At 40.0% G+C, this 23,294-nt stretch carries 20 protein-coding genes; 6 read left to right on the forward strand and 14 right to left on the reverse strand.

The genetic code is table 11. From position 1 onward, the window contains the following. Nucleotides 1-672, forward strand: coding sequence for an ABC transporter ATP-binding protein (locus AEQ18_RS04960; protein ID WP_054115253.1), 672 nt, complete (start codon nucleotides 1-3; stop codon nucleotides 670-672). 77 nt (nucleotides 673-749) lie between these two features. On the opposite strand, the gene AEQ18_RS04965 is transcribed toward AEQ18_RS04960, so the two are convergent. From AEQ18_RS04965 to AEQ18_RS04990, 6 genes are all read right to left on the reverse strand, one after another. Further along, nucleotides 750-2,618, reverse strand: a complete 1,869-nt coding sequence (locus AEQ18_RS04965; RefSeq protein WP_054115254.1) for a beta-glucoside-specific PTS transporter subunit IIABC — start codon at nucleotides 2,616-2,618, stop codon at nucleotides 750-752. Nucleotides 2,619-2,759: 141 nt separating this feature from the next. Next, on the reverse strand, nucleotides 2,760-3,599 hold the full coding sequence (gene licT, locus AEQ18_RS04970) for a BglG family transcription antiterminator LicT (RefSeq protein ID WP_054115255.1): 840 nt from the start codon (nucleotides 3,597-3,599) through the stop codon (nucleotides 2,760-2,762). 302 nt (nucleotides 3,600-3,901) lie between these two features. Then, a complete protein-coding gene (rarD, locus tag AEQ18_RS04975; protein ID WP_054115324.1) occupies nucleotides 3,902-4,798 on the reverse strand; it encodes an EamA family transporter RarD in 897 nt (298 codons plus the stop codon). Nucleotides 4,799-4,970: 172 nt separating this feature from the next. Then, the gene (locus AEQ18_RS04980; RefSeq protein ID WP_326930185.1) at nucleotides 4,971-6,371 is read right to left on the reverse strand and encodes an MDR family MFS transporter; all 1,401 of its coding nucleotides are present in this window, start codon (nucleotides 6,369-6,371) and stop codon (nucleotides 4,971-4,973) included. Between the two features lie 83 nt (nucleotides 6,372-6,454). Further along, entirely contained in the window at nucleotides 6,455-6,898 is a 444-nt protein-coding gene (locus tag AEQ18_RS04985) for a MarR family winged helix-turn-helix transcriptional regulator (protein ID WP_054115256.1), read from the reverse strand. Nucleotides 6,899-7,119: 221 nt separating this feature from the next. Then, nucleotides 7,120-8,085: a tRNA dihydrouridine synthase gene (locus AEQ18_RS04990; RefSeq protein WP_054115257.1), complete on the reverse strand. Its 966-nt coding sequence runs from the start codon at nucleotides 8,083-8,085 to the stop codon at nucleotides 7,120-7,122. 347 nt (nucleotides 8,086-8,432) lie between these two features. On the opposite strand from AEQ18_RS04990, the gene AEQ18_RS04995 reads away from it, so the two are divergent. Then, nucleotides 8,433-9,632: an MFS transporter gene (locus tag AEQ18_RS04995; RefSeq protein WP_054115258.1), complete on the forward strand. Its 1,200-nt coding sequence runs from the start codon at nucleotides 8,433-8,435 to the stop codon at nucleotides 9,630-9,632. A gap of 94 nt (nucleotides 9,633-9,726) precedes the next feature. Next, a complete protein-coding gene (locus AEQ18_RS05000) occupies nucleotides 9,727-10,455 on the forward strand; it encodes a class I SAM-dependent methyltransferase (RefSeq protein WP_054115259.1) in 729 nt (242 codons plus the stop codon). Nucleotides 10,456-10,599: 144 nt separating this feature from the next. Here AEQ18_RS05000 and AEQ18_RS05005 read toward each other — a convergent pair whose 3' ends face one another. From AEQ18_RS05005 to AEQ18_RS05030, 6 genes are all read right to left on the reverse strand, one after another. Beyond that, complete coding sequence (locus AEQ18_RS05005; RefSeq protein WP_054115260.1) at nucleotides 10,600-12,645, reverse strand: beta-galactosidase; 2,046 nt, start codon at nucleotides 12,643-12,645, stop codon at nucleotides 10,600-10,602. Between the two features lie 4 nt (nucleotides 12,646-12,649). After that, nucleotides 12,650-14,887 (reverse strand): alpha-galactosidase, encoded by a 2,238-nt coding sequence (locus tag AEQ18_RS05010; RefSeq protein ID WP_054115261.1) that lies wholly within the window; start codon nucleotides 14,885-14,887, stop codon nucleotides 12,650-12,652. 35 nt (nucleotides 14,888-14,922) lie between these two features. Continuing rightward, the gene (locus AEQ18_RS05015) at nucleotides 14,923-15,363 is read right to left on the reverse strand and encodes a hypothetical protein (protein WP_054115262.1); all 441 of its coding nucleotides are present in this window, start codon (nucleotides 15,361-15,363) and stop codon (nucleotides 14,923-14,925) included. A gap of 42 nt (nucleotides 15,364-15,405) precedes the next feature. Next, nucleotides 15,406-16,692, reverse strand: coding sequence for a PTS sugar transporter subunit IIC (locus AEQ18_RS05020; protein ID WP_054115263.1), 1,287 nt, complete (start codon nucleotides 16,690-16,692; stop codon nucleotides 15,406-15,408). 96 nt (nucleotides 16,693-16,788) lie between these two features. Then, nucleotides 16,789-17,829 carry a LacI family DNA-binding transcriptional regulator gene (locus AEQ18_RS05025; RefSeq protein WP_054115264.1) on the reverse strand — a complete coding sequence of 347 codons (1,041 nt, stop codon included), beginning with the start codon at nucleotides 17,827-17,829 and terminating at the stop codon, nucleotides 16,789-16,791. A 103-nt stretch (nucleotides 17,830-17,932) separates the two neighbouring features. Further along, entirely contained in the window at nucleotides 17,933-18,700 is a 768-nt protein-coding gene (locus AEQ18_RS05030; protein ID WP_054115265.1) for a MurR/RpiR family transcriptional regulator, read from the reverse strand. A 145-nt stretch (nucleotides 18,701-18,845) separates the two neighbouring features. On the opposite strand from AEQ18_RS05030, the gene AEQ18_RS05035 reads away from it, so the two are divergent. The 3 genes from AEQ18_RS05035 to AEQ18_RS05045 are packed head-to-tail and all read left to right on the forward strand — an operon-like array spanning nucleotide 18,846 to nucleotide 22,180. Next, nucleotides 18,846-20,174, forward strand: a complete 1,329-nt coding sequence (locus AEQ18_RS05035; RefSeq protein ID WP_054115266.1) for a 6-phospho-beta-glucosidase — start codon at nucleotides 18,846-18,848, stop codon at nucleotides 20,172-20,174. Next, on the forward strand, nucleotides 20,174-20,899 hold the full coding sequence (locus AEQ18_RS05040; RefSeq protein ID WP_054115267.1) for a glucosamine-6-phosphate deaminase: 726 nt from the start codon (nucleotides 20,174-20,176) through the stop codon (nucleotides 20,897-20,899). Before AEQ18_RS05035 ends, AEQ18_RS05040 begins: the two co-directional genes overlap by 1 nt. 15 nt (nucleotides 20,900-20,914) lie before the next feature. Next, nucleotides 20,915-22,180, forward strand: a complete 1,266-nt coding sequence (locus tag AEQ18_RS05045; RefSeq protein WP_054115268.1) for a PTS sugar transporter subunit IIC — start codon at nucleotides 20,915-20,917, stop codon at nucleotides 22,178-22,180. A 109-nt stretch (nucleotides 22,181-22,289) separates the two neighbouring features. Here AEQ18_RS05045 and AEQ18_RS05050 read toward each other — a convergent pair whose 3' ends face one another. Together AEQ18_RS05050 and AEQ18_RS05055 are read right to left on the reverse strand one after the other, a co-directional pair. Continuing rightward, a complete protein-coding gene (locus tag AEQ18_RS05050; protein ID WP_054115269.1) occupies nucleotides 22,290-22,709 on the reverse strand; it encodes a prenylated flavin chaperone LpdD in 420 nt (139 codons plus the stop codon). After that, nucleotides 22,710-23,285 (reverse strand): UbiX family flavin prenyltransferase, encoded by a 576-nt coding sequence (locus AEQ18_RS05055; RefSeq protein ID WP_054115270.1) that lies wholly within the window; start codon nucleotides 23,283-23,285, stop codon nucleotides 22,710-22,712. Nucleotides 23,286-23,294: the final 9 nt, after the last annotated feature.

The following is a 23,294-nucleotide window of genomic DNA, read 5'->3' on the forward strand; positions in this document are numbered from 1 at the left end:
ATGGCAACAGTTTTATCTATGGAAGGTATCATCAAACGATTTGGCAGTGGCCATACAGAAGTCACTGCCTTGAAAGGCATCGATTTTAACGTAGCAGCTGGTGAATTTATCAGTATCATCGGCCCTTCTGGATCAGGAAAAAGCACCTTTTTAACGATTGCCGGTGGCTTACAAACCCCTACAGAAGGGACGATCACGATTGGCACTCGTCCCTTTACTCACTTAACAGGAAAAGAACGGGCCAAAGCCCGTTTTGACGAAATTGGCTTTATCTTGCAAAGCGCAAACTTAGTTCCCTTTTTAACTGTTCAAGAACAATTTACCCTCGTTGACAAGTTGAACAAGCGGCATGAACAAGCCAAAGCAGAAGAACTGCTGCAATCGCTGGATATTTTTGATTTGAAAGACAAGTTTCCCAAAGAACTTTCTGGTGGTGAACGCCAACGCGTGGCAATTGCCCGCGCATTGTTCAATGATCCTGCCATCATCTTAGCTGATGAGCCGACCGCCAGTTTAGACTCTGATCATGCCTTTGAAGTTGTTCAGTTATTGGCCAAAGAGGCGCATGACAAACAAAAAGCGATCATCATGGTCACACATGATCCGCGGATGACGCAATGGAGCGATCGAACGTATCGGATGAAGGACGGTTTGCTACAGGAAGAAGCTTGATTTTACTTTCCATTCTCTCAAGAAAAATGACCACAAACAGCGGAAGAATCCCCGCTGCTTGTGGTCATTTCGTTTATTTATTTCACGATTGCCAAGAAATCTTCCCCTTGCAAGACATCGCTTTGATTCATATCCAGCACATCTAAATAATTTGGTGTGTTGGTGACAACGATAGGGGTGACCGTTGAGAAGCCCGCATTTTTGATTACATCTAAATCAAATTTGACCAGCAAGTCTCCACGTTTGACTTGATCATCTTGTTTAACGAAGGTTTCAAAGCCTTTGCCCTCTAATTCAACTGTATCCATCCCAATATGCATTAAAATCTCTGCACCTTCTGTTGTCGTTAAGCCAACAGCATGACCGGTAGGAAATAATGTCGTGATCGTACCGTCTGCCGGGGCATACAATGCACCAACAACAGGTTCGATCGCGATCCCTTTTCCTAATGCGCCTGAAGAGAAAACTTGATCTTTAACTTCAGATAATGGAAGAATTTTGCCTTCTAACGGACTGCTCAAAATGATTCGTTCCGTACCACTAGTAGTCACTGGCGCTGCTGGTCCATTCGTTTCTTTAGCAGCTGCTGTGTCGGGTTTGTCTTCAAAACGCAAGACGAAGGTCAAGACAAAGGCGGCAACAAAGGCAATTGCCGTACCAATCGATGCTGCAATCAACCCACTAAGATCTTTGGTATCTTGAGGGATAAATGAAGGTAAGCTCAGGACACTCACTAAACCAAAGGTAAAGTTTTCAACATGACTAAACCCTATAAATGCGCCACCGATCGCACCACTGATACAAGCAGCGATAAATGGTTTTTTCAATGGCAATGTGACCCCATAAACAGTCGGTTCGGTAATCCCGAAGAATGCTGTGATCGTTGACGACAAAGCTAAACCTTTTAACTTTACATTTTTTGTGATAAAGAAGACTGCCAATGCGGCACCACCTTGAGCGACAACGGCTGGCAACAACATAGGAACCATCGTATCGACACCATTTTGACTTAGATTCAACAACATGATCGGTACAAAGCCCCAATGCATACCGAACATCACGAATACTTGCCATAATCCACCCATAACTGCGCCAGCGACAAGCGGACTGAAGTCATAAATACTGCCATAAGCGCTTCCTAGCAGATTCCCAAGAATCGTTCCTAATGGGCCAACAACAATAAAGGTCAATGGTGCCATAATCAGAAATACCGCTAACGGCACACAAATGATTTGCAAGAAACTCGGAATAACTTTTTTAAAGAAACGTTCGACATAACTTTGTAGAAAGACTGCCAAAATGATTGGAATGACCGATGACGTATAGGCACTTGCCCCGATGATCACTGGGATCCCAAAAAAGTGCAGCGTTTGGCCAGCTAATGCCGTGATGCTGGGATGAACCAATGCCATGCCCAAAGAAACAGCTAAGAATTCATTGGTTTTAAACTTTTTAGCCGCTGTAAAGGCCAACATTACAGGCAAATAAGTGAACAAACCATCTGCAATGGCATATAAAACTGTATACACGCCAGATTCTGCTGTCAGCCAATTCAAGGTCAGCGCCAAAGTCAAGAACCCTTTCAAGACCCCTGCACCGGCCATCGCACCTAAAAACGGTGTAAAAATGGACGAAATAATGTCGATCAATTGATTGAAGATATTCCCTTTTTCACCAGTGTCTTCAGCAGTACCATCGAAATTGGCTACACCATTTAGTTCACGATAGACATCACTGACATGGCTGCCGATCACGACTTGATATTGCCCGCCGCTTTGAACCACTTGAATCACATCATCATCTTGATTCAAAGCCGCTGTGTCCGCTTTTTGCTCATCTTTCAGTTTGAATCGCAAGCGGGTGGCGCAATGGACCACACTATTGACATTTTCTTTGCCGCCAACGGCCGTTAAGACACGTTCCGCGATTTCTTTGTTTGTACTCATTTTACAACACTCCTTTTTTTGATATAAAAAAACCCAGATTGAAAAAACGACCATCAGCAAATCAAACCATGCTGACTGTTGTCTTTTCAATCTGGGTCTTGCCTGCCGAACAGTAACAATCCTTGAACGATTGAATGTCTATTACTTTTGATCATTGACCACCCGTTCGATATGGATCGTCAAATAAATCATTTCTGATTCACCAATCGATTTATCGTAGGTCTTGATCAAATACTCATTGATTCGTTGTACCGTTTGAAATGCTTTTGGGTACTTTGATTGCACAAGTGCAAATAAAAATTCATCTTTCTCGCTAGATAGTGCATCACTTAAATAACGCTGTGCGAAATACTGCAGGTGCGTGGTGATTCGCTGATAATTCAACGAGTCCGGATTAAAGACACGTCCATAAAAGCGACTAATGATCGCCAACACATCACGAACGATCTCAACAGCTTGCATCGTGGTTTCCATTGTCCCATTGGCTTGCTCGCTATTGACGATATGAAAGGCAATAAATCCTTTCTCAGTATCCGGTAATCTGACCCCAAATACATCCTCGAAATAGTCGATCGCTTTTGTGGCAACGCCATATTCCTTAGGATAAAACTTGCGTGTCTCGAACAAGAGCGGATTGGGAATCTCGATGCCTTCTCGTGCGCGAATCAAGGCATAGTGCATATGATCGGTCAAAGTCAGATAAATATTGGGGGATAATTCAACCCCTAAGATCGTTTCTGCATCGTCAACAATCTGCTTGACAGCTTCGACCTCTTCCACTGGGATATCAGAAAATAATTGTTGAAACTGATTGGCTGTCAATGCATCTTTTAAGACAAATTCTTTTTCCACAAAAGCCGCATCAACTGGGTCGCCCACTTTTTTCTTAAAAGCGATTCCTCGTCCCATATAGATGACTTCCTGACCGGCATCATTGGTCGAGATCACGACATTATTATTCAAAATTTTTCCAATAATCATCGCTATCCCTCACTCCAAAATAAAAAAACCTAGAATCTCCCCATCAATACACTACGGTCAATTCTGGTTTTGCCTGCCGAACAGTAACAATCCTTGCAACTGAGAGAATAATAACATACTCATTTAACAGATGCAACCCTTTTCAAAAAGGATTTCTTTCAACTGCCACAGCTGTGTTATCCAAGTAGACCAATTCCCTTAAAAAAATAATCTTTTTTATGTATCATTATGTTTTTTAATTAAAAAAGAAACGAGGATTGATCCCCTCGCCTCTACTTTTCTTCATTCCATATACTGACCGATTATTTTAACCCTTGCATCCGACGTGCTTTGATGGCGTTGCCCAGTGTGCCGTATGTAAAGACGGCAATCCCTAACCAAATAAAAGCAAAGGCAGAGAACTGCGCCACTGTATACGTTTCGTGGAACAAAAAGACTGCCAGTAACAGCATGATCGTCGGATTGATATATTGGATAAACCCTAATGTGATATACGAAATACTTTTCGCGGCTTCGGCAAAGAGCAGCAAAGGGATCGCTGTAACGATTCCAGCCCCCGCCAACAAGAGATTGGTTTGTAATGGATAATCCATGAACCCAACACTAGAAAAAGCGAAAATATAAATCAGCGCAAAGGGCAAAATGATGCCGGTCTCGACTGTTAATCCGGTGACAGAACTAATCGGGATACGACGTTTGATCAAGCCATAGGTACTAAAAGAAAAGGCCATGATCAATGAAGCGTACGGCACACTGCCGGTTTGGATCGAAAGCATGATTACCCCGATACTGGCCAATAGACAGGCAATAAGGCCTGAACGACTCAATCGTTCTTTCAAAAACAGCGTTGCCAACAAGACATTGACCAACGGATTGATATAATAACCCAAACTCGCTTGCATCACATGTCCTGCACTTACAGCGAAAATAAACGTAAACCAATTGATCGAAATCAGCACAGAGGCCAATGCGATCAATCCCGCAAAAGCTTTGTTTTTCCACAATAACTTTAGTTCCTGGATAAATTGTGTCCATTTGCCAGATACAAGAATAAATAGAATCATAAAAATAAACGACCATAAAATCCGATAGCACATCGTGGCTAAAGGTGATACCCCAACGATCATTTTCCAGTACAGGGTGATCAATCCCCACAATACATATGCTGACAACCCATAATAAATCCCTTTATTTTTCATGTATCGATTGATTTTTCTGAGGACCGACAACCACTCGATCAGGAGAAAAATACGCCTCCTCTTTTTATAAGTTACCTTATTATAGCGAAAATTCTGATTTTTCATATCCCTTTCATGAAAAAAGACGAACAAAACAATCGTTTTCTTCGTCTTTTTCACAGCAGCGCTGCCCTTATTCAATTGGTTCTTCTGCCCCTTCGACCCAGACAGGCGTAGCAGCCTGTTTGTCTCGAATCAAAAACAAACCGGTCGCAAACAGCAGACCCGATGCGATCGTCATCAGTAGAAAAGATACATTCATCCCATGAAGCAAAGCCGCAGCCCCTGACAAAGTGGTGCTTTTTTGGGCAACGCTATTCATAATGCCAACAAAAAGTGCCGTACCGATCGCACCAGCTACTGTTCGCAAAGAGGTGAGCAACGCTGTCCCGTGGGCAGTCAATTCTGGTGCAATGTTTTTATTGCCCCATGTGACAAAGGGCATCAACAAGCAACCTGTCGCTGCACACCGCAGTATATTCAAACAAACCGCCAGCCAAATACTTGAGTCCATATGAATAAAATACATCCCAATATTACTTAAAACCAGAGAACCGCCACCGAAAATCGTTAACAGACGGATGCCGATTTTATCATAAATACGGCCGGCTATCGGACTAAGCAGGGCCGAAACCAAAGAGCCTGGCAAAATCACCAATCCGGATATCGTCGCCGATTTGCCGAGGATCGATTGTACATATAACGGCATCAACATCGCTGACCCCATCAAGACTAAATACAGCAAGATACTGCCAAAGACACTGATTGCATATTCTTTGGTTTTCAGCACTTGTAAATCAAGAAATGGTTGGGTTGATCGAAATTGTCTGAAAACAAACCAAATACCAGCCAGCAAACCAATCCCTAGTGCCCCTAAGACAGGTACACTCACAAATCCATAACTGCCGATGTTGCCAAATCCTAATGTCACCCCACCAAAAGCGAAGGCACTCAGCACAAAAGATAATTGATCAAATCGGCTTTTGGCTGTAGGCAAGACATCGTCAAAGACTCGAATCGCCCAAATCAATGATAGCAAAACGATCGCCGCAACAATATAAAAAATCGCATGCCAGTTCAGCCGGTCTACGATCAGCCCCGCCAACGTTGGTGCAATCACTGGAGCTGCCGTGATCGACAAGCCATACCAGCCCATCACGACGCCAATGCGATTCATTGGATAAATCGTCAACAAAATTACTTGTGCCATAGCGGTCAAAATACCATTCCCGATTGCTTGCAAGATACGCGCAAGCATCATAACAAAAAAGTTCGGTGCCCCAGCACATAATAACAACCCTACCAGCGCGATCCCTAAGGCAGATAAATATAATTTCTTCGTTGGTACCCGATTCATCAAATAGGCAGTCAAAGGCATCACGATCGCCATCGCCAATGAATAGCCGCTAGTTAACCACTGACCTGTTGTCACTGAGATCTCCAAGTCGGTCACGATTGCTGGCAATGCCGTTGTGAGGGCTGTCGCCAACATCGATACTGCAATACAGGTAATCATCAAATTGATGAAAATCAACGTTCGCTGCCTTTCCGTTCGTTCATGGGCCTGCTTGTTTATATGATTTACTTCATTTAGGTCATTCGGTTCATTTAGGTCACTCAATCAATGTGTGCCTCCTTTTCATGGTAAAATGCTTCGATTTTGGCTAAACCTTCGCCAAAAATTTGTTTTTCCTCGTCTGTTAAATAGGTCAACATCTCGGTATGTGCTTTGCTGCGTTTATCTTTCATCAACTGTGCCTCTGCTTTGCCAGCTTCTGTCAATGAGATCAGATGACTCCGTTTGTCCTTTGGATCAATTTCTTTATGGATCAAGCCTTTTTCCGCCAGTTTTTTGATCAGTTCTCCCGTAGATGTCGAACGGATCGCCAAATAGGCCGCCAGATCCTTTTGTGTCAACGTGCCTTTTTCATCTAATACAATCAAACAATTGAACTGTCCGCGTCCCGGCATAAAATTGCCATATTTCTTTTCCGCATATCGTCGATTCAATTTATATACTTCAAATAATCGTTCTACGATTGCTACATCTGAATAAGCCATTGCATTTTCTCCTTTCTTTCTGTTTTTACTATGTACACCATGCCAAAGTGAAACTGTTTAGATAGGTACCTATTTAAAAGACATGGTCTATTTTACATAGGTACCTATCTATTGTCAATACGTCGATCCATGGAAGGCGTATTCATTTAGCTATTTTCTTCTCTTAGCGGATTTGAACACAAAAAAAGTATTGAGTCAGCGACAACTCAATACTTCATGGTTTACGTTTGCTGTGCTTCAAAAGCAGCCAATAACTGGCGCACTTCATCTGTAGACTTGGTATTCATTAATTTTCCACGTAATTCACTGGCACCAGGAAAGCCTTTAACATAAATTTTGAAAAATCGATGCAAACCAGCGATCGAACGAGGCACCATTTGCGCATAATGGTCTTGCAGATCTAATTGCAAGTGCAGCAATCCCAACAACTCTTCCGACGTATGGTCTTTAGGTTCTTTTTCAAAGGCATAGGGGTTCTTGAAAATCCCCCGGCCGATCATCAAACCGTCGACACCGTATTTTTCAGCTAAGGCCAAACCTGTTTGGCGATCAGGAATATCGCCGTTGATCGTCAACTTGGTTTGTGGTGCGATTTTATCTCTTAATGCCACAACTTCGGGAATCAATTCCCAATGGGCATCAACTTTGCTCATTTCCTTGCGGGTCCGCATATGAATCGACAAATTGGCAATGTCTTGTTGCAGCACATGGGTCAACCAAGCCTCCATCTCCCCTAGCTCGGTATAGCCTAAACGCGTTTTGACGCTCACAGGCAGTCCCCCAGCTTTGGCCGCTTGAATCAATTCCGCTGCAACTTCAGGCCGCAAAATCAATCCACTGCCTTTGCCGCGACCAGCAACATTGGGTACTGGGCACCCCATATTGATATCAATCCCCTGAAAGCCCATTTCAGCCAATCCAATACTCATCTCACGGAAAAATTCAGGCTTATCTCCCCAAATATGTGCCACCATCGGCTGTTCATCCTCGGTAAAGACTAGCCGACCACGTACACTGTCGCGACCTTCTGGATGACAATAGCTGTCTGAATTGGTAAATTCGGTAAAAAACACATCCGGTGCGCCGGCTGCTTGCACCACATGTCGAAAGACGACATCAGTCACGTCTTCCATAGGTGCCAAAACGAAAAAGGGCGACGGTAATTCAGCCCAAAAATTTGTTGTCATGATCTACGCTCCATTTCTTTGACCTCAAGTCAGCAAGATACTCCTCGCAAAACAAAGTTATTATACTAGGAATAGACAAAAGAAGCAAAAAATGGCGCGCAAAGAAACTGCCTCTCAAACTTACTCTCTACGAAAAATAGTATTGCTTCACCCGAGCCTTTTATTTGTTGCTTCGTGTCACTTATTTTTAAGCACAATCGCTTTCCTATGATTCTCTGACTGATGTGTCCTTCGTTTGACGGCCAAAAGACTCTTTTGGTATACTACGTGAGCGCTTGCTATTCGTTGATATTTCAGCACGTTATAGCAAGTGGTCTATTCAATAATAAAAAAGTGAGGTTAGTTGGTTGAAAAAATTCCCATTTCAAAGTTTCATATTGATATTGATTGCATTTATTTTAGGATTTAGTGAATTTATCATTGTGGGCATTCTAAATGATTTATCCCGTGAATTTTCTGTTTCAGTTTCAACCGTTGGCTATTTGGTCACGATATTTGCTTTGATTTATGCCTGCAGCACACCCGTGATCACCAGTTTGATTGGTCAAAGACCATTAAAAAGAGTATTGCTGATTCTTCTTGGTATTTTTACTATCGGCAATCTATTGACGGCATTGGCCCCAACGTATTTGATTTTATCGATTTCAAGAATCGTTGTAGCCATTGTTTCTGGTGCCGCCATTTCCGTTGCAATGGCCTTCGGCACCCATTTAGCCCCTTTAGAAAAAAGAGCGTGGTTGATTTCATGGGTCTATTCCGGCTTTAGTGTGGCTTCTGTCTTTGGGGTGCCCCTGGGTACGTGGCTCAGCCATCAATTTGGTTGGCCGATGGCTTTCTATACGATTTTTGTCATCAGTATTGTGGCCATGCTTTTTGTTTGGCTCAGCTTACCCGCTGATTTCAAACAAGTCCGTTCTGAACACAACCGCTTTTCAGATCAGTTCACTATTTTCAAACATCCCCAGATCCAGCTTAGTGTCTTGATCACGATGTTTAGCTTAGCCGGCGTATATGTCGTCTATACCTATCTCCGTCCTTTGTTCTCCGAACAATTGCACATTAGTATTTCACTGATCACGATCGCTTTTACGGTCTATGGATTCATGTCCTTGTTGAGCAATCAGTTAAGCGGAAAAATCGCGGAAGGCCCCGGATTGTCTTTCATGCCTAAGGTCTACCTTTGCCAATTGGCTTTATTGATCGCCTTGCCATTTTTGCTGACGATACCGATTCTTGGAATGATCGATATTATGCTGCTGGGATTGACGATGTATTTGATCAATTCCCCCATTCAATTGCATGTTCTTGAGATTGCTGAAGCATCGTTCCCTCAATCATTGGTTTTGGCTTCGTCTCTAAATTCAATATTCGCTAATTTCGGGATTGCCTTAGGATCTGCAGCTGGCAGCTTGATCGTTCAATTTAGCGGCACAAAGTATGTAGGTCCTGGTGGAGCTGTTTTTACATTGATGACCCTAGTCTTGTTAGTTAAACTAAATCGCCACGTTCGTCGACAGGCTGTTGCAGAACCTAAAACAAGAAGCTAAGACCAGCTTCAATTTTAGTCGGCAGCTGTGATACACTGATAGTATCTTTCTCGTTTGTGTCCATCATTCGTGCATAATAAAAGGAGCATCGAACATGACAGTGAATCATTATAACAATCCAGATTTTTTTAAAAAATATAGCCAAATGTCACGATCCACTCAAGGATTGGCAGGTGCAGGCGAATGGTCAGAATTGCAAAAGCTATTGCCCGATTTCACAAACAAAGAGGTTCTTGACCTTGGATGCGGCTATGGATGGCATTGCAAGTTTGCAGCCGATCACGGGGCAAGTCACGTCGTTGGCATCGATGTATCTCAAAAAATGTTGGCGGTTGCGCAGGCCAAAAATGCGAATGACCATATAAGCTATCATTGTGCAGCAATGGAAGATCTCAATTATCCCGACAACCACTTCGACTGCGTCATCAGCTCACTGGCCTTTCACTATATTGCCGATTTCTCATCACTTGTACAAAACATTACCCGCTGGTTACGCCCGAATGGGACTTTTGTCTTTTCGGTGGAACATCCGGTATTTACAGCACGAGGTGATCAAGATTGGTTTTATGGTTTGAATGGAGAAAAACTGCATTTTCCAGTAGACCATTATTATGAAGAAGGCGTGAGAGAAACTGTCTTTTTAGGTGAACCGGTGCAAAAATACCATCGCACCCTCACCACTTATTTACATACCTTGTTGCAAGCAGGGCTGGTCATCACTGATGTGATCGAGCCGCAACCACCGGAAACAATGATGCATCTTCCAGAAATGAAAGATGAATTACGCAGACCTATGATGCTGTTGGTTGCAGCTAGGAAATAGTTAAAGTTGATATATGACCATTACCACCTAGGCGTTCAACATCATTTTTTTTTAGACACTTGAAGTTACTTTCAAAAAAACCGACAATTGGCTAAATAGCCAACTGTCGGTTTTTTTCTTTTAGACACGTCTATTTTGCTTTCATCAATTTACTTTATAAGCGACGATTACTTCATACGGTTTTAACTGAAGGAATGTCGGTAAGAGTTGGTCGGTCTCCAGATTTGTGAGCGCACAACTAATGGATAGCGGCTGATCAATTTCAGAAAAATTCATGATAAAGTAATAATCTCTGATCGAGCTACTTCTACTTTGGATAGAAACAACTGGATTGGCTTCAGCAATTGACTCCTTTTTCAGTTCTAATTCTTGCGCAAGCTGATCATAAAAGTCATGATGAAATTCATTACTTGTACGCGCTGAAAAATAATAAGCGGCACCTTTTCCATAACTATTTTTTGTGATTGCTGGTGTGCCTCTATAAAAATCTAATTGAAACTCTCCCAACACTTGTGCCGTTTTAACTTTAACGATCGCTGAATAATCTTTGGTTTTATACGTTTTATTTCCGTAATTGATATGATTGTATTCATGTGGGTATAACGTATCTAATTCTAGTACCTCAATGCCAAAGAGTGCTTGCAGCGTTTGAGGTAACCCACCCAGATATAATAAGTCTGTTTCATTAACCATACCAGAGAAATAACTGGAGACTAGCATTCCACCATTTTCAACATACTTCTCTAGTTTTTCCATTATGTCAGGTGTCATCATGTAGAGCATTGGCGCTAAAACAAGTGTATAGTTCGAGAAATCTTGATCCGGCGTTAAGATATCTAAAGCGATATCATTCTCCCAAAAATATCGATAATGTTCTTGTAAGGTTTGCGGGTACCTTCTTGTTGGCCTTCCAAAACCGCCACCACGATTTAAAGCCCAATTGCTTTCCCAATCAAACAGGATAGCAACCTCTTTTTTTCTTGTAGTCCCTTTGATTTCTTTGATCTTTGTCAGTCTTTCACCATAAGCTGCAACTTCTTTAAATACTCGATTCTCGCTAGAACCATCATGACTGATCACAGCACCATGAAATTTCTCGGAATTCCCCCGTGATTGTCGCCATTGAAAATACAATGTACTATCTGATCCATGCGCAATTTGCTGCATGGCACTCAACATATGCATGCCCGGTTTTTTCGCTTTGTTGAATTGGTGCCAATTGACATGACTTGGGGTACATTCCATTATTAAAAAAGGTTCTTTTTTTAATGACCAATACTGGTCGTGCACGTATGCTGATTTCATGGCAGTATCTGCAATACGTTCAAAATCATTATGCCAATCAGGATAACTGTCCCAACTCACAATGTCTACATATTGGGCAAATTTACCATAATTTATTCCTTCTAATGGAATAAAATCTTGGGTCGCATGTCCTTCTGCCATAAAATTTGTCGTAATTGGTATATTCGGCGTTTGCGCACGAAGAGGCGCACACTCGTGCAAATAAAAATCTATTGTCATATCCGTGACAAACCGTTTCCAATCCAAATCCATCCCATGGACTTTGTGCTCCCCTAATGGAGACGGAGGTAACACCTGCGACCAATCTGAGTAACTATTCCCCCAAAAGCTCATCCACCATGCATGATTTAATGACGCTAAATCTTTGTACTTATTTTTCAACCATTTCCGCCAATTTTCCTGACAATAGCTGCAAAAGCATTCACCTGAAAATTCATTGGATATATGCCACATCGCAAGAGCCGGATGTGCCCCATACCGCTCAGCCAATTGCTGATTGATTGCCCGTACTTTCTCTCGATAGATAGGAGAAGAATAGCAGTGATTATGCCTGAATCCGTGCCCATGTTTTTGACCTTGATTGTTGGTTCGATTCACTTCGGGATATTTTTGGCTCAGCCATTGTGGACGCCCGCCGCTTGGCGTTGCTAAAATAACCCTCCCGCCAATACTATGGATGTGATCGAATATTTCATCTAGCCATTTGAACTGATACTGACCTTCTTCGGGTTCTAAGGCATTCCAAGAGAAAACACCTAGAGTGACTGTGTTGATTTTTGCTTGTTTCATGTATGAAAAATCTTTTTCCAAAATATCTGGGTAGGATAACCACTGATCCGGATTATAATCCCCACCGTGCATAAAGTATTGATTGTCCATATCCATTGACTTACTCCTTATTTTCCACGACCTGTATATGATAAATAAAAGATTGAAAATCACCTTGTATCTGTGCTGTTCCATGATTTACCGCATTAAATTGGTATGGTTTGCGTAAGCCAAGATTCTTAAGTATTCTTCCAGAAATACGCTCCCCATTGACTTGATACACGCGGGTCATATCAAGAAATGGAATGTGAAAAAATTCTTCCGATGCAGGATTTGCCTCTGCCAATATTTTATAAAATCCAATCAATATTTCTTGCTTATCTGAGTCGTGTACTGCCCAGATAACTTCATTCTGTTTTTCCACTGAATTCAATTGATAGAAGGTACCAAAAGTCAGTAACTGTCGATGTTGTTTGTAGAATTCAATATGATTTTTAATTTTCTGTTTCTCTTCTGTTGATAGGCTGAAAAGATCCAGTTCATAGCCTAACGGTCCAAACATCGCTGTATGCTGCCGAAATGTTAATGATGTATGGCGGTCAACTTGATGATTAGGACTGGCAGAAACATGATTGCTGAAACTTGACATTGGATAACCCAATAATGTACCAGATTGAATGGTCAGCCGTTCGACAGCATCACTGTCATCACTTGGCCAGATTTGGGGACTATAAAATAAAATGCCTAAATCATAACGGCCCCCTCCACCAGCACATCCTTCAATCAAGATGTTAGGAAATGCAGATAAGATTTTTTGATACAGTTTATATACGCCCAACATATAGCGATGATAAAATTCTGTTTGAGCAATGCCATTTTCTGCCAAATAAGCAGAGTAAGCCTCAGTTATGTTTCTATTCATATCCCACTTTATATAGTCTAAGTTCGTTTCAAGAATGATTTCTTTCATTGCTTGAAAGATAGATTCTACAACTATGGGATTCGCAAAATCCAACACATATTGTCCTCTTCCGATAGAAATACGATTGTATGGATGCTTTACTACCCATTCTGGATGTTCTTGATACATCTTACTATCAGGGGATACCATTTCTGGCTCAAACCAAATACCTAACTTTAAATCAAGCGCATGGATTTCCTGTGCAAAATGACCAATACCTTTGGGAAATTTTGCGTTATTAGCTGTCCAGTCTCCTAGCGAGCTACGGTCACTATTTCTGTTTCCAAACCAACCATCATCAAGTACAAAACATTCCATACCCAAAGAGCGGCTTTCTTTTGCCAAAGATAATAGTTTTTCTTCATCGAAATCAAAATAGGTTGCCTCCCAGTTGTTAAAAACAATTGGACGTTCCCTTTCTTGCCAATGTGGCGGAATAATATGTTTTTCCACAAATTGAGCTGACTCTTGAATCAGTCCATTCATACCTAGATTACTAAAAGTAAATATACTTTCTGGTGACTCAAATGTTTCACCGGGATCCAACTTCCAACTAAAGTGCTCTGGATGCATCCCTATCATCAATCTTAGATTATTCCATTCGTCCATTTCAACTTGCGCTAAAAAGTTTCCTGAATAAATCAAATTTGCGCCATAAATATAGCCATGATCATTAGACGTGCTTTTTTCTTTTAACGCAACAAAAGGATTGTGTTGATGTCCAGAAGCACCTTTTAAAGAGCCCACGCTCATTGTCCCTTGAGATACTGTAGTTGCTTTGATATGCCGTTCTTTTAGCCAAGCACCAGAAAGGTGAACCCATTCAAAGTCTCTATTTTTTAATTCTAGGACCCCACTCATGAAACGTTCAATCCTTCTTGCTTCATCACCTATGTTACTAATTTTTTGCTTCCTAGCAATTGTTCCTAATCCCCGAAAGATTGTATAAGTCATATCAATTTTCAGTTCTCGTTCAGCGTCTACAAGTTCGAATTCAATGCTCTGACTTTCATTTTCTCCTGCAAAACTAGCTGGCTTATCTAGATTACGCACTTTGCCCATATAACACCTAAAAGAATGGAGTTTAAAATCAGTATACAATGGGGTTTCTTCCTCAAATATAGTGAGGGCACCTTCCCGAAAGTCAGTTGTGCCATAGATTGGTAATTCTTGATAACGATCTGCTAAGGTAAAAGAATTGTTTCCGTCAAAGAACTTTACAGTACCTGCAGATTTATTTACTTTTTTATCCAAATATATTTGATCAAAGGATTCAATCTTTCCCAATGCAGGACCAAAATATACATGACCCAACTGTTGATTGGGTAAGACTGTCATCACATAACTTATCTTCTCATTATATAGATGGAACATAGTTTCATTAATAATCTCTATCATTTTATTCCCCAATTCTACTGTTTTTCTCTCTACTTTTACCCATGCGTACAATTCAATTCAAGATGGCGCAGTCTTTTTTTTACGCCACGATTGAAAAAAAATTTATAGACAAGTGCTGCTACCATATAGCTATATGTCGACTGTGCTTTATTAAATCGGCTCTGTTCTGAATAAGTGACTAATAGTTTCCCGTTTCTTTGCATCGTGTATATATATCGTTGCTCAATAATGCCTTCTTCATAAGCAGTACTTGTCCAAAACTCATTCAATGTGATTTTTTTTATCGTTATAACAGCTGGAACAACTTTAGGGGATGTTTTTGTCTGCATATTTATGTGCACTTGACATCCTTCAGCAAAATTTCCTATCGCATGATTTGCTTCAAAGTATTTCTTCTGCTCATTAAATAAAACATGGTGAAACGCTTCTTGTGTCGCACGCATTTGATACCGACATGTTAATGTATCTGTCTTCATACAATCCCCCTTGAGTCGTTCCTTGTCTTTTTACCAAAAAATCTATTGTTCTGTTTCGACTTGTTCTTCTTTTAAATATCCTCGGTCCATGACAATTAAAAATGGTACCCAAATCAAGGTCATGACCGCTACAGTAACTAATTGCAAAATTGCACCAGCAATCGATCCTGTTCCAAGCCACCCTGATAAAAATACTGGTGTTGTCCAAACTACTGTAGCACCAATCGGCCTCGGAACAAGTCCTGCTGCAATCGCAAAATAAGAAATGGTTGTACTCGCCAACGGAGCCAGTATCCAAGGAACAAAAGCAATTGGATTTAATACGATAGGTAAACCAAATGTCATTGGTTCGGAAACATTAAATACAGATGGTGCGATAACTGTCTTCATCAATTTTTTCATACGAATAGACCGAGCGATAAAAAAGGCCATTGTAATTGAAATACCTAATTGCATCCCCTGATTGACAAATACACCCATAAATGTTGTATTGATGATATGCGGTAATTGTTCTGCTCCAGATTTATATGCTTCGTAATTTTCAATTGCTAGGGCATTCATGATAGGATCGATTACAGCATTTACAACCAACGTACCATGTATACCAAACCACCAGAAAAACTGCGTAAATAATACAGCAATGAGGACCGCTGGTAAAGTTCCACCTAGACCCATCAAAGGTTTTTGTAAAATTTCATAAACAAAGTCAACTGCATTTCCCCAAGAAGTAAACGTGAATAAATATCTAATCAAATTAAAAAGAAACAATGGTGCAGCACCAGGAATAATCGCAATAAAAGATTCAGCAATCATAGGAGGAACTGACTCTGGCATTTTGATTGTGAAACCTGCAGCACTGATTTTACAATAAATTTGAGTAGCAACAATCGCTGTAATAATCCCAACAAACATACCCTCAGCACCTAATTTAGATAAAGGAATCACCGTTCCTAATTCATCAGAAGAGCCATACGGCAAAAGCATTAGAAAAGAAGATAAAGATATTGCACCTGCAAATAATTTGGCCTGTCCATACTTCCCAGCAAGTTGATATCCAATCCCAAAAACGACAAAAATTGCAGTAATACTCATTGTTGCATTGCCTATTGGTCCAAAAAAGTCGTTCAAAAATGTTATGAATCCCTCAGGAAGTCTATCCGAAAGTCCAAAAGTAGTAGGCAAATTTTGAATAATAATCATAATAGAGGCAAACATTGTTGCAGGAAAAGCGACCATAAACCCATCTCTTAAACTTAAAAGATATTTATTATTGGCAATAATTTGTGCAAAAGGAACCATCTTTTCAGCTAACTTATCAATAAATTTCATACTCTTTCTCCTCTAATTCAATTTGTAAACGTTTACTAATATGAGTATAATTGTTTACTTAACGTTTACACAACCCTAAAAAATAAAAAAGATCAATTATAACTGATCTTTTTTATTTGAAATAGATTCCCGCAAAATAAGCTCGCTTCCACAAATCACATTTACAGGCATTGTCCGTACACCTAAAATCTTGTTTTTCGCCAATTCAACACTCATTTGCCCCATTTCCTCAGCCAACATTTTCACAGAAGATAATGTTGGCGTCATAAACTGAGCCATTTCTATATCATCAAAACTGACTACTGAGATATCTTCAGGTATTGATAATCCTTCTTCATTTATGGCTTTATAGATACCGACTGCCATTGGATCACTTGCCACAACAATTGCTGTGGGTCTAGGTTTCATTCGAGCAATTTGTTTTCCGAAAGAGAGCCCAGTCTCAGGTGACCATTTATCTTGAAAAACATTTATATATTTATCTAACTTGTTTAAAATCATCCATTGTTTATAATTTTCTGCACGAATTTCATGGGCATCATAAACAACCTCGCCAGATATCGTGACCCGACTTGCTACGCCACCAACGAAAGCAATATTTTTATGACCTTTACTTTTTAAAATTGACAGTATCTGATGTGTTTTTTGCGCAAAATCTGTTTGGATACAATCATAAATCAATTCATTACTGTAATTATCGACCAAAATGATATTCGAGTTATATTGACTAATTACCGTTAGCGCTTCATTCGTCATTTCACCAATAATGATCACTGCCCCATATTTTGCTAATTGGTTTAAGTCTTTATTGGGCTCTCGCATCGAAAAAGCTCTAATTGTTTTTAATCTCCATTTGGCAGCTTCTTTTTCTATACCAGTACGAATCATCGTAAAATAAGGATCATTTCTTTCTGATTCAATATCATGTCGGGTAATGATAGCGATCGTATGTTCATCTCCCACGTCTCTTCTATTTGAGCTACGTTTTTCTTTAGAATAATTTAATTGATTGGCTATCTCTATCACCCTTTTACGGGTATTTTCATTTATACTGAAAGTTTCATCATTATTTAAAATTCTAGATACACTTGCTACCGAAACGCCTGCTAACTTTGCAATATCTCTCATACTTGCCATTGTTGCACCCCGTTGTTTACTGTTTACTAAATGTATATTTATCTTAGATATTTTTTATCCAACTGTCAATAACATATAGTTAATTATAATTCCCTTTTACAATTCAACAATCATATTCATTCGTGCTTGCTTTTTTATTCCGGACGGTTTTAGCTAACTTTTCAATAATATACATAGCTGGAATTTGTGTTGTAATATCAGCTTCATTTATTTTTTCGAGCGATATATTGTAAGTGATAGCAATATCTACTAATCGTGAAAGTGTTGAATTGTAACTGCTAGTAACACCAATGACTGAGCTCTCTGATAAGTTCAAATGATTTAAATAGTTAATAATCTCAGTTGTTTCTCCGGAAACAGACAAAGCAACTACACACATTTTTTTTGCTAGTTCACTTGACACATAATTAATGGGATAGTTACTAGGGTCCTCAATTCGGATTGCCATATTGAAAAGTGAAGAAAAATAAAGTGCCCCATATTCAGCTACAATATTGGATGAGCCAACGCCGACAAATACAATTAGTTCCTTCTCCATCAAAAGGTGAACAGCTTCATCAATTTTTTCTTCAAAAAACTTATCTTGCGTACGTGCCAAAAAATTCAGCAACTCGCTTTCAAAATCCAATGTTTTAACTTTTTTTTCTTCGGTCAAAGAATCAACATATGCACTTAGGTATACTTTAAACTCAGAAAAGCCTGTACAACGAAATTTTTTACAAAAACGCAAAACACTGGCTGTACTTGTATGACTTTTATCTGCAAGTTCCCGTACACTTATTTTAGAAATCTGGTTCAGGTCAGACAAAATAACTTTGTAGATTTCTATATCCGTCTCATTTAGTTCAGGTTGATAGTCCAAAAACAGCATTTTCATCCCTCCTGTTACAAAGTGTAACAGGATTGTCACACGTGTCAACAACCACTCTTTTGTAACCGTTTGCATAAAAAGCCTATTTATCTCGTTATGATTAAATTATACTGACGATGTAGATCAGATAAAGGAGTGTATTTGCATGAAGAAACAATTAAAAATCGCAACAATTGGTGGCGGATCTAGTTATACCCCAGAATTAATCGAAGGATTCATCAATCGATACCATGAACTGCCTATCTCAGAGTTATGGCTAGTTGATATTGAAAAAGGAAGAGAAAAGTTAGAGATCGTAGGTGCCTTAGCCAAAAGAATGGTAGCAAAAGCCAATGTTCCTATTAAAATCCATTTGACATTCGACCGTGAAGAAGCTCTGAGAGATGCTGATTTTGTCACTACACAGTTTCGTGTTGGCTTATTGGATGCACGTGCAAAAGATGAACGCATTCCGCTCAAATATGACACGATTGGACAAGAAACCAATGGTCCTGGTGGATTATTTAAAGGGCTACGCACCATCCCAGTCATCCTAGATATTGTTAAAGACATGGAACGCCTTTGCCCAGATGCTTGGTTGATCAACTTTACCAATCCAGCTGGAATGGTCACTGAAGCGGTCTTACGACATACTCAAATGCGAAAAGTAGTGGGTCTTTGTAATGGGCCTATCGGCATCGAAAGAGGTATTGCAGAAACGCTGAATGTACCGAAAGAAGAAATCTATGTTGAATTTACAGGATTAAATCATATGGTTTTTGCAAAAACAATTTATCACCAAGGCGTTGATGTCACGAAGAAAGTAATTGATATTATGGCCAATAATGTAGCGAATGCTGTTGGATTAAAAAATATCGCTGATTTAGATTGGGAACCCGAGTTTTTTCGTACTCTAGGTATGGTTCCAATAGGCTATCTGCGCTACTATTATCAAACATCAAAAATGCTTGCAGATCAAAAGAGGGCTTTTGAAGAAGAAGGGACGCGTGCAGAAGTAGTACAACGTATTGAACATGAATTATTTGAACTCTATAAAGATGAAAATCTTGCCATTAAACCACCTCAATTAGCTGAGCGCGGGGGAGCTTATTATAGTGAAGCAGCCTGCAACTTGATCAACTCAATTTATAACGACAAGCGTGATATCCAGACAGTCAACACACGTAATAATGGAGCCATTTCAGACATTGATCCACATTCAGCTGTAGAGGTAAATTGCGTCATCACACGTCAAGGGCCGATTCCTTTGACAACCGGAGAGCTACCTGTGCCGATTAAAGGACTCGTTCAACAAATCAAATCTTTTGAGCGTACTGCAGCGCAAGCCGCAGTAACAGGTGATTACAATATGGCATTATTAGCGATGACAATTAACCCTCTAGTACCTAGTGACACTGATGCTAAGTCTATGTTAGATGAGTTACTAGCCGCCCACAAAGAGTACTTACCACAATTTTTTAAAGGAGAACGATAATGAAATTACAATATTTTATGACAGATGATTACCAGAATATGAGTCAAACTTCCGCAGAAATTATTATTGATACGTTCAAAAGAAAACCTGATGGACTTTACTGTTTTGCTGGTGGCGATACACCTGTGGGTACCTTGCAGTTGCTAGCAACTGCTGCAAAAAATAAAGAAATCGATTTAACTCAGGCCAAATTTATTGAGTTAGACGAATGGGTTGGACTAAATCCTGAAAATCCGGGAAGCTGTATCTCCTATTTAAAAAGGAATTTATTTGATCCGATTGGTATCAGAGAAGATCAAGTGCATACATTTAATCCTTTAGCACCGAATTTAGACACAGAATGTAAGCTAGCCAATCAATTTGTCGAGAAACACGGTGGATTGACTTTAAGCTTATTAGGCGTGGGCGTGAATGGACACTTAGGCTTCAATGAGCCCTACTCATCATTTGACGCCAATGCACATGTCGTTGATTTAGATGAAACTACACAAAATGTAGGGGGGAAATATTTTTCTGATAAAGAGATCGATCGAACAAAAGGAATTACTCTAGGTATTAGACAATTGCTTAGTTCTTCTACATTGATTGTTCAAGCAAGCGGTAAGAAAAAGAAACAAGCAATCCAGCAAGTATTATCAGGTGAAGTTACAGCAGAATGGCCAGTTACATCAATATGGCTACATTCAAATCCTATATTAATCGTTGATAAGGAAGCCGTTAAATAAAAAGGAGGTAACAACATGCAGACCATTGAGAATAAAATATTGCCTATACTATTGAAAATCGGAAATAGCAAACACCTTATTGCAATAAGAAATGGAATCTCTATGACGATTCCATTCACCATTGTTGGTAGTATATTTTTAATTGTCGGAAACTTTCCAGTGCAAGCTTGGATGGACTTTATTTCAAAATGGGGTGACCAATTAAATGCACCTGTAAATGTAACCTTTGGTGTACTAGGATTGATTTCAGCCATAGGTATTGGCTATCATTTAGGTAAAGAATTCGGTGTAGATGCAATATCAAACTCAATGTTAACAACAATTTGTTTTTTGTTAGCAACATTAAATGATGACTGGTCGATTAATGTAGATAATTTTGGTGCAAGCGGTATGTTTACAGCTATCATTGTCGGTATATTTGTGACGCATGCATTCAAATGGTTTATTTCACATAATATCGTCATTAAAATGCCTGAAGGCGTTCCACCAACAGTTGCTATTTCATTCGCTACGTTGATACCAGGTGCTTTTGTTTTATCTGTTATATGGGTTGTCCGATCTTTACTTGGCATTGACATTAATGAAATGATCACGCTTGTTTTTCAGCCATTGATGCAAGGTATGGGCACATTGCCAGGCATGCTCCTTTATACCCTACTTGTTTGTCTGCTATGGGTTTGTGGTATTCATGGAGACAATGTTTTATCTGGTATCGCAACACCCGTTTTTCTAAGTTATCTAGCAGAAAACACCGCTGCATTCCAACAAGGGACTGAATCCCCTCATATTTTTGCTGATGGCTTTTGGATTGTTTTTATGTGCTTAGGTGGAACAGGTGCGACATTAGGACTTGTATTAAATATGATTCAGTCAAAAAGTCGTATGTATAAATCGATTGGTCGGTTATCACTCCCATCCGCCATTTTCTGTATCAATGAACCTGTAATTTTTGGTTTACCAATTGTTATGAATCCTCTTATGTTGATTCCATTTATTGCTACACCAATGATACTTTGTATCGGTACGTATGTTTTAATGAATTTGGGATTAGTAGGGCGCATCGTGATTCAAGTCCCATGGACTATTCCGCCAATCATTGGTCCTTATTTAGCAACAAATGGTAGTATTGGTGCAGCAATTTGGTCAGTAGTTTCGATTGGTCTATCTTATTTTATCTATATGCCATTTTTTAAAATTTTAGAAAAACAACAAGTAAGCAATGAAAAAGAAAATATTCAGGAGGTCTCAAATCAAGAACAAGTTCAAATACTTCAAGATTAATCGAGTATAAAATATATGAAGAATAACCCTAACAATGTATTCAGTTTACAGTTAGAGTCGTTCTTCATTTTCTTTTGTTCAAAAAAGCAAAAATTATATACAATAACTTTTAATCGGTAAACGTCTGCCGATACCGTGTATATACCGTATCTGGCATAGAGATTTCGGTTGTTTGCAGCCACTGCAGCAACTGATGGCCAAGATCTTTAGCCATGTTAGCGGAGGCTTTGATTTGTTCATCAGAAATATCATTCACATGTATCCCGGCAGTGATCAGACAATGCCCAGGCAATGCCTCTTTGATGATTTCTGCGATGATCGTACTGAGGACATCATCTTTATGGTAGCGTCCGTGATGGCTATGGAAGCGAATCGTTTCCGTAGCCATATCATCCGCAACAGCTGTCACTGTACCTAAATGCGGCACATCGCCACCAGTCAGAACAATCAATAGATCAGCGCCTACAAAAACTGCTTCTGCCGTCATCGTATAGCCTGCTTCTGTAGTTTGGCATCTTTGGGTCAGCATTTATTCTTCCCCTTTCCAACGCCCATCGCTCTCATTTTCGATTCCTAAGGCATCCATGATTTTCATCGTTTGATGGTTGACCAAATCTGCGATCGTTTCTGGATGATTATAGAAAGCCGGAATTGGTGGGATGATCTGAACACCTAATCGGGATAATCTTGTTAAGTTTTCCAGATGGATCGTACTTAATGGTGTTTCTCTAGGAACGAGGATCAGCTTTCGTTGTTCTTTTAAGGTGACATCTGCCGCACGGGCAATCAAGTTGTCGCTATATCCCATCGAAACGGCTGCGACTGTTTTCATACTTGCTGGAACGATGACCATCCCATCGACAAGAAAGGATCCACTCGCAATCGTGGCACCAAGATCATTGATAGCATAATGATAGTCCAATAGAGATTCTAGTTCATGCAATGACATATCTGATTCTAGCTTCAAATTCTGCTTCGCCCAGATACTGATCACGCCGTGGGTTTCCACCTCTGGATTGGCGTGTAATTTCTTGATTAAATCAATTGCATACGTTGTTCCTGAAGCCCCACTGATGCCAATCACGATTTTTTTCTTTCTTGTCATAGGTCATTC

The sequence above is a fragment of the Enterococcus sp. RIT-PI-f genome (assembly GCF_001297065.1).
Classification (GTDB): domain Bacteria; phylum Bacillota; class Bacilli; order Lactobacillales; family Enterococcaceae; genus Enterococcus_D.

Bases quoted from the DNA above. Each gene is read 5' to 3' on its own strand.
- AEQ18_RS04960 (WP_054115253.1), top strand. From the start codon at position 1: ATGGCAACAGTTTTATCTATGGAAGGTATCATCAAACGATTTGGCAGT.
- AEQ18_RS04965 (WP_054115254.1), bottom strand. From the start codon at position 2,618: ATGAGTACAAACAAAGAAATCGCGGAACGTGTCTTAACGGCCGTTGGC.
- licT (WP_054115255.1), bottom strand. From the start codon at position 3,599: ATGATTATTGGAAAAATTTTGAATAATAATGTCGTGATCTCGACCAAT.
- rarD (WP_054115324.1), bottom strand. From the start codon at position 4,798: ATGAAAAATAAAGGGATTTATTATGGGTTGTCAGCATATGTATTGTGG.
- AEQ18_RS04985 (WP_054115256.1), bottom strand. From the start codon at position 6,898: ATGGCTTATTCAGATGTAGCAATCGTAGAACGATTATTTGAAGTATAT.
- AEQ18_RS04990 (WP_054115257.1), bottom strand. From the start codon at position 8,085: ATGACAACAAATTTTTGGGCTGAATTACCGTCGCCCTTTTTCGTTTTG.
- AEQ18_RS05000 (WP_054115259.1), top strand. From the start codon at position 9,727: ATGACAGTGAATCATTATAACAATCCAGATTTTTTTAAAAAATATAGC.
- AEQ18_RS05005 (WP_054115260.1), bottom strand. From the start codon at position 12,645: ATGGATATGGACAATCAATACTTTATGCACGGTGGGGATTATAATCCG.
- AEQ18_RS05010 (WP_054115261.1), bottom strand. From the start codon at position 14,887: ATGATAGAGATTATTAATGAAACTATGTTCCATCTATATAATGAGAAG.
- AEQ18_RS05015 (WP_054115262.1), bottom strand. From the start codon at position 15,363: ATGAAGACAGATACATTAACATGTCGGTATCAAATGCGTGCGACACAA.
- AEQ18_RS05020 (WP_054115263.1), bottom strand. From the start codon at position 16,692: ATGAAATTTATTGATAAGTTAGCTGAAAAGATGGTTCCTTTTGCACAA.
- AEQ18_RS05025 (WP_054115264.1), bottom strand. From the start codon at position 17,829: ATGGCAAGTATGAGAGATATTGCAAAGTTAGCAGGCGTTTCGGTAGCA.
- AEQ18_RS05030 (WP_054115265.1), bottom strand. From the start codon at position 18,700: ATGCTGTTTTTGGACTATCAACCTGAACTAAATGAGACGGATATAGAA.
- AEQ18_RS05035 (WP_054115266.1), top strand. From the start codon at position 18,846: ATGAAGAAACAATTAAAAATCGCAACAATTGGTGGCGGATCTAGTTAT.
- AEQ18_RS05040 (WP_054115267.1), top strand. From the start codon at position 20,174: ATGAAATTACAATATTTTATGACAGATGATTACCAGAATATGAGTCAA.
- AEQ18_RS05045 (WP_054115268.1), top strand. From the start codon at position 20,915: ATGCAGACCATTGAGAATAAAATATTGCCTATACTATTGAAAATCGGA.
- AEQ18_RS05050 (WP_054115269.1), bottom strand. From the start codon at position 22,709: ATGCTGACCCAAAGATGCCAAACTACAGAAGCAGGCTATACGATGACG.
- AEQ18_RS05055 (WP_054115270.1), bottom strand. From the start codon at position 23,285: ATGACAAGAAAGAAAAAAATCGTGATTGGCATCAGTGGGGCTTCAGGA.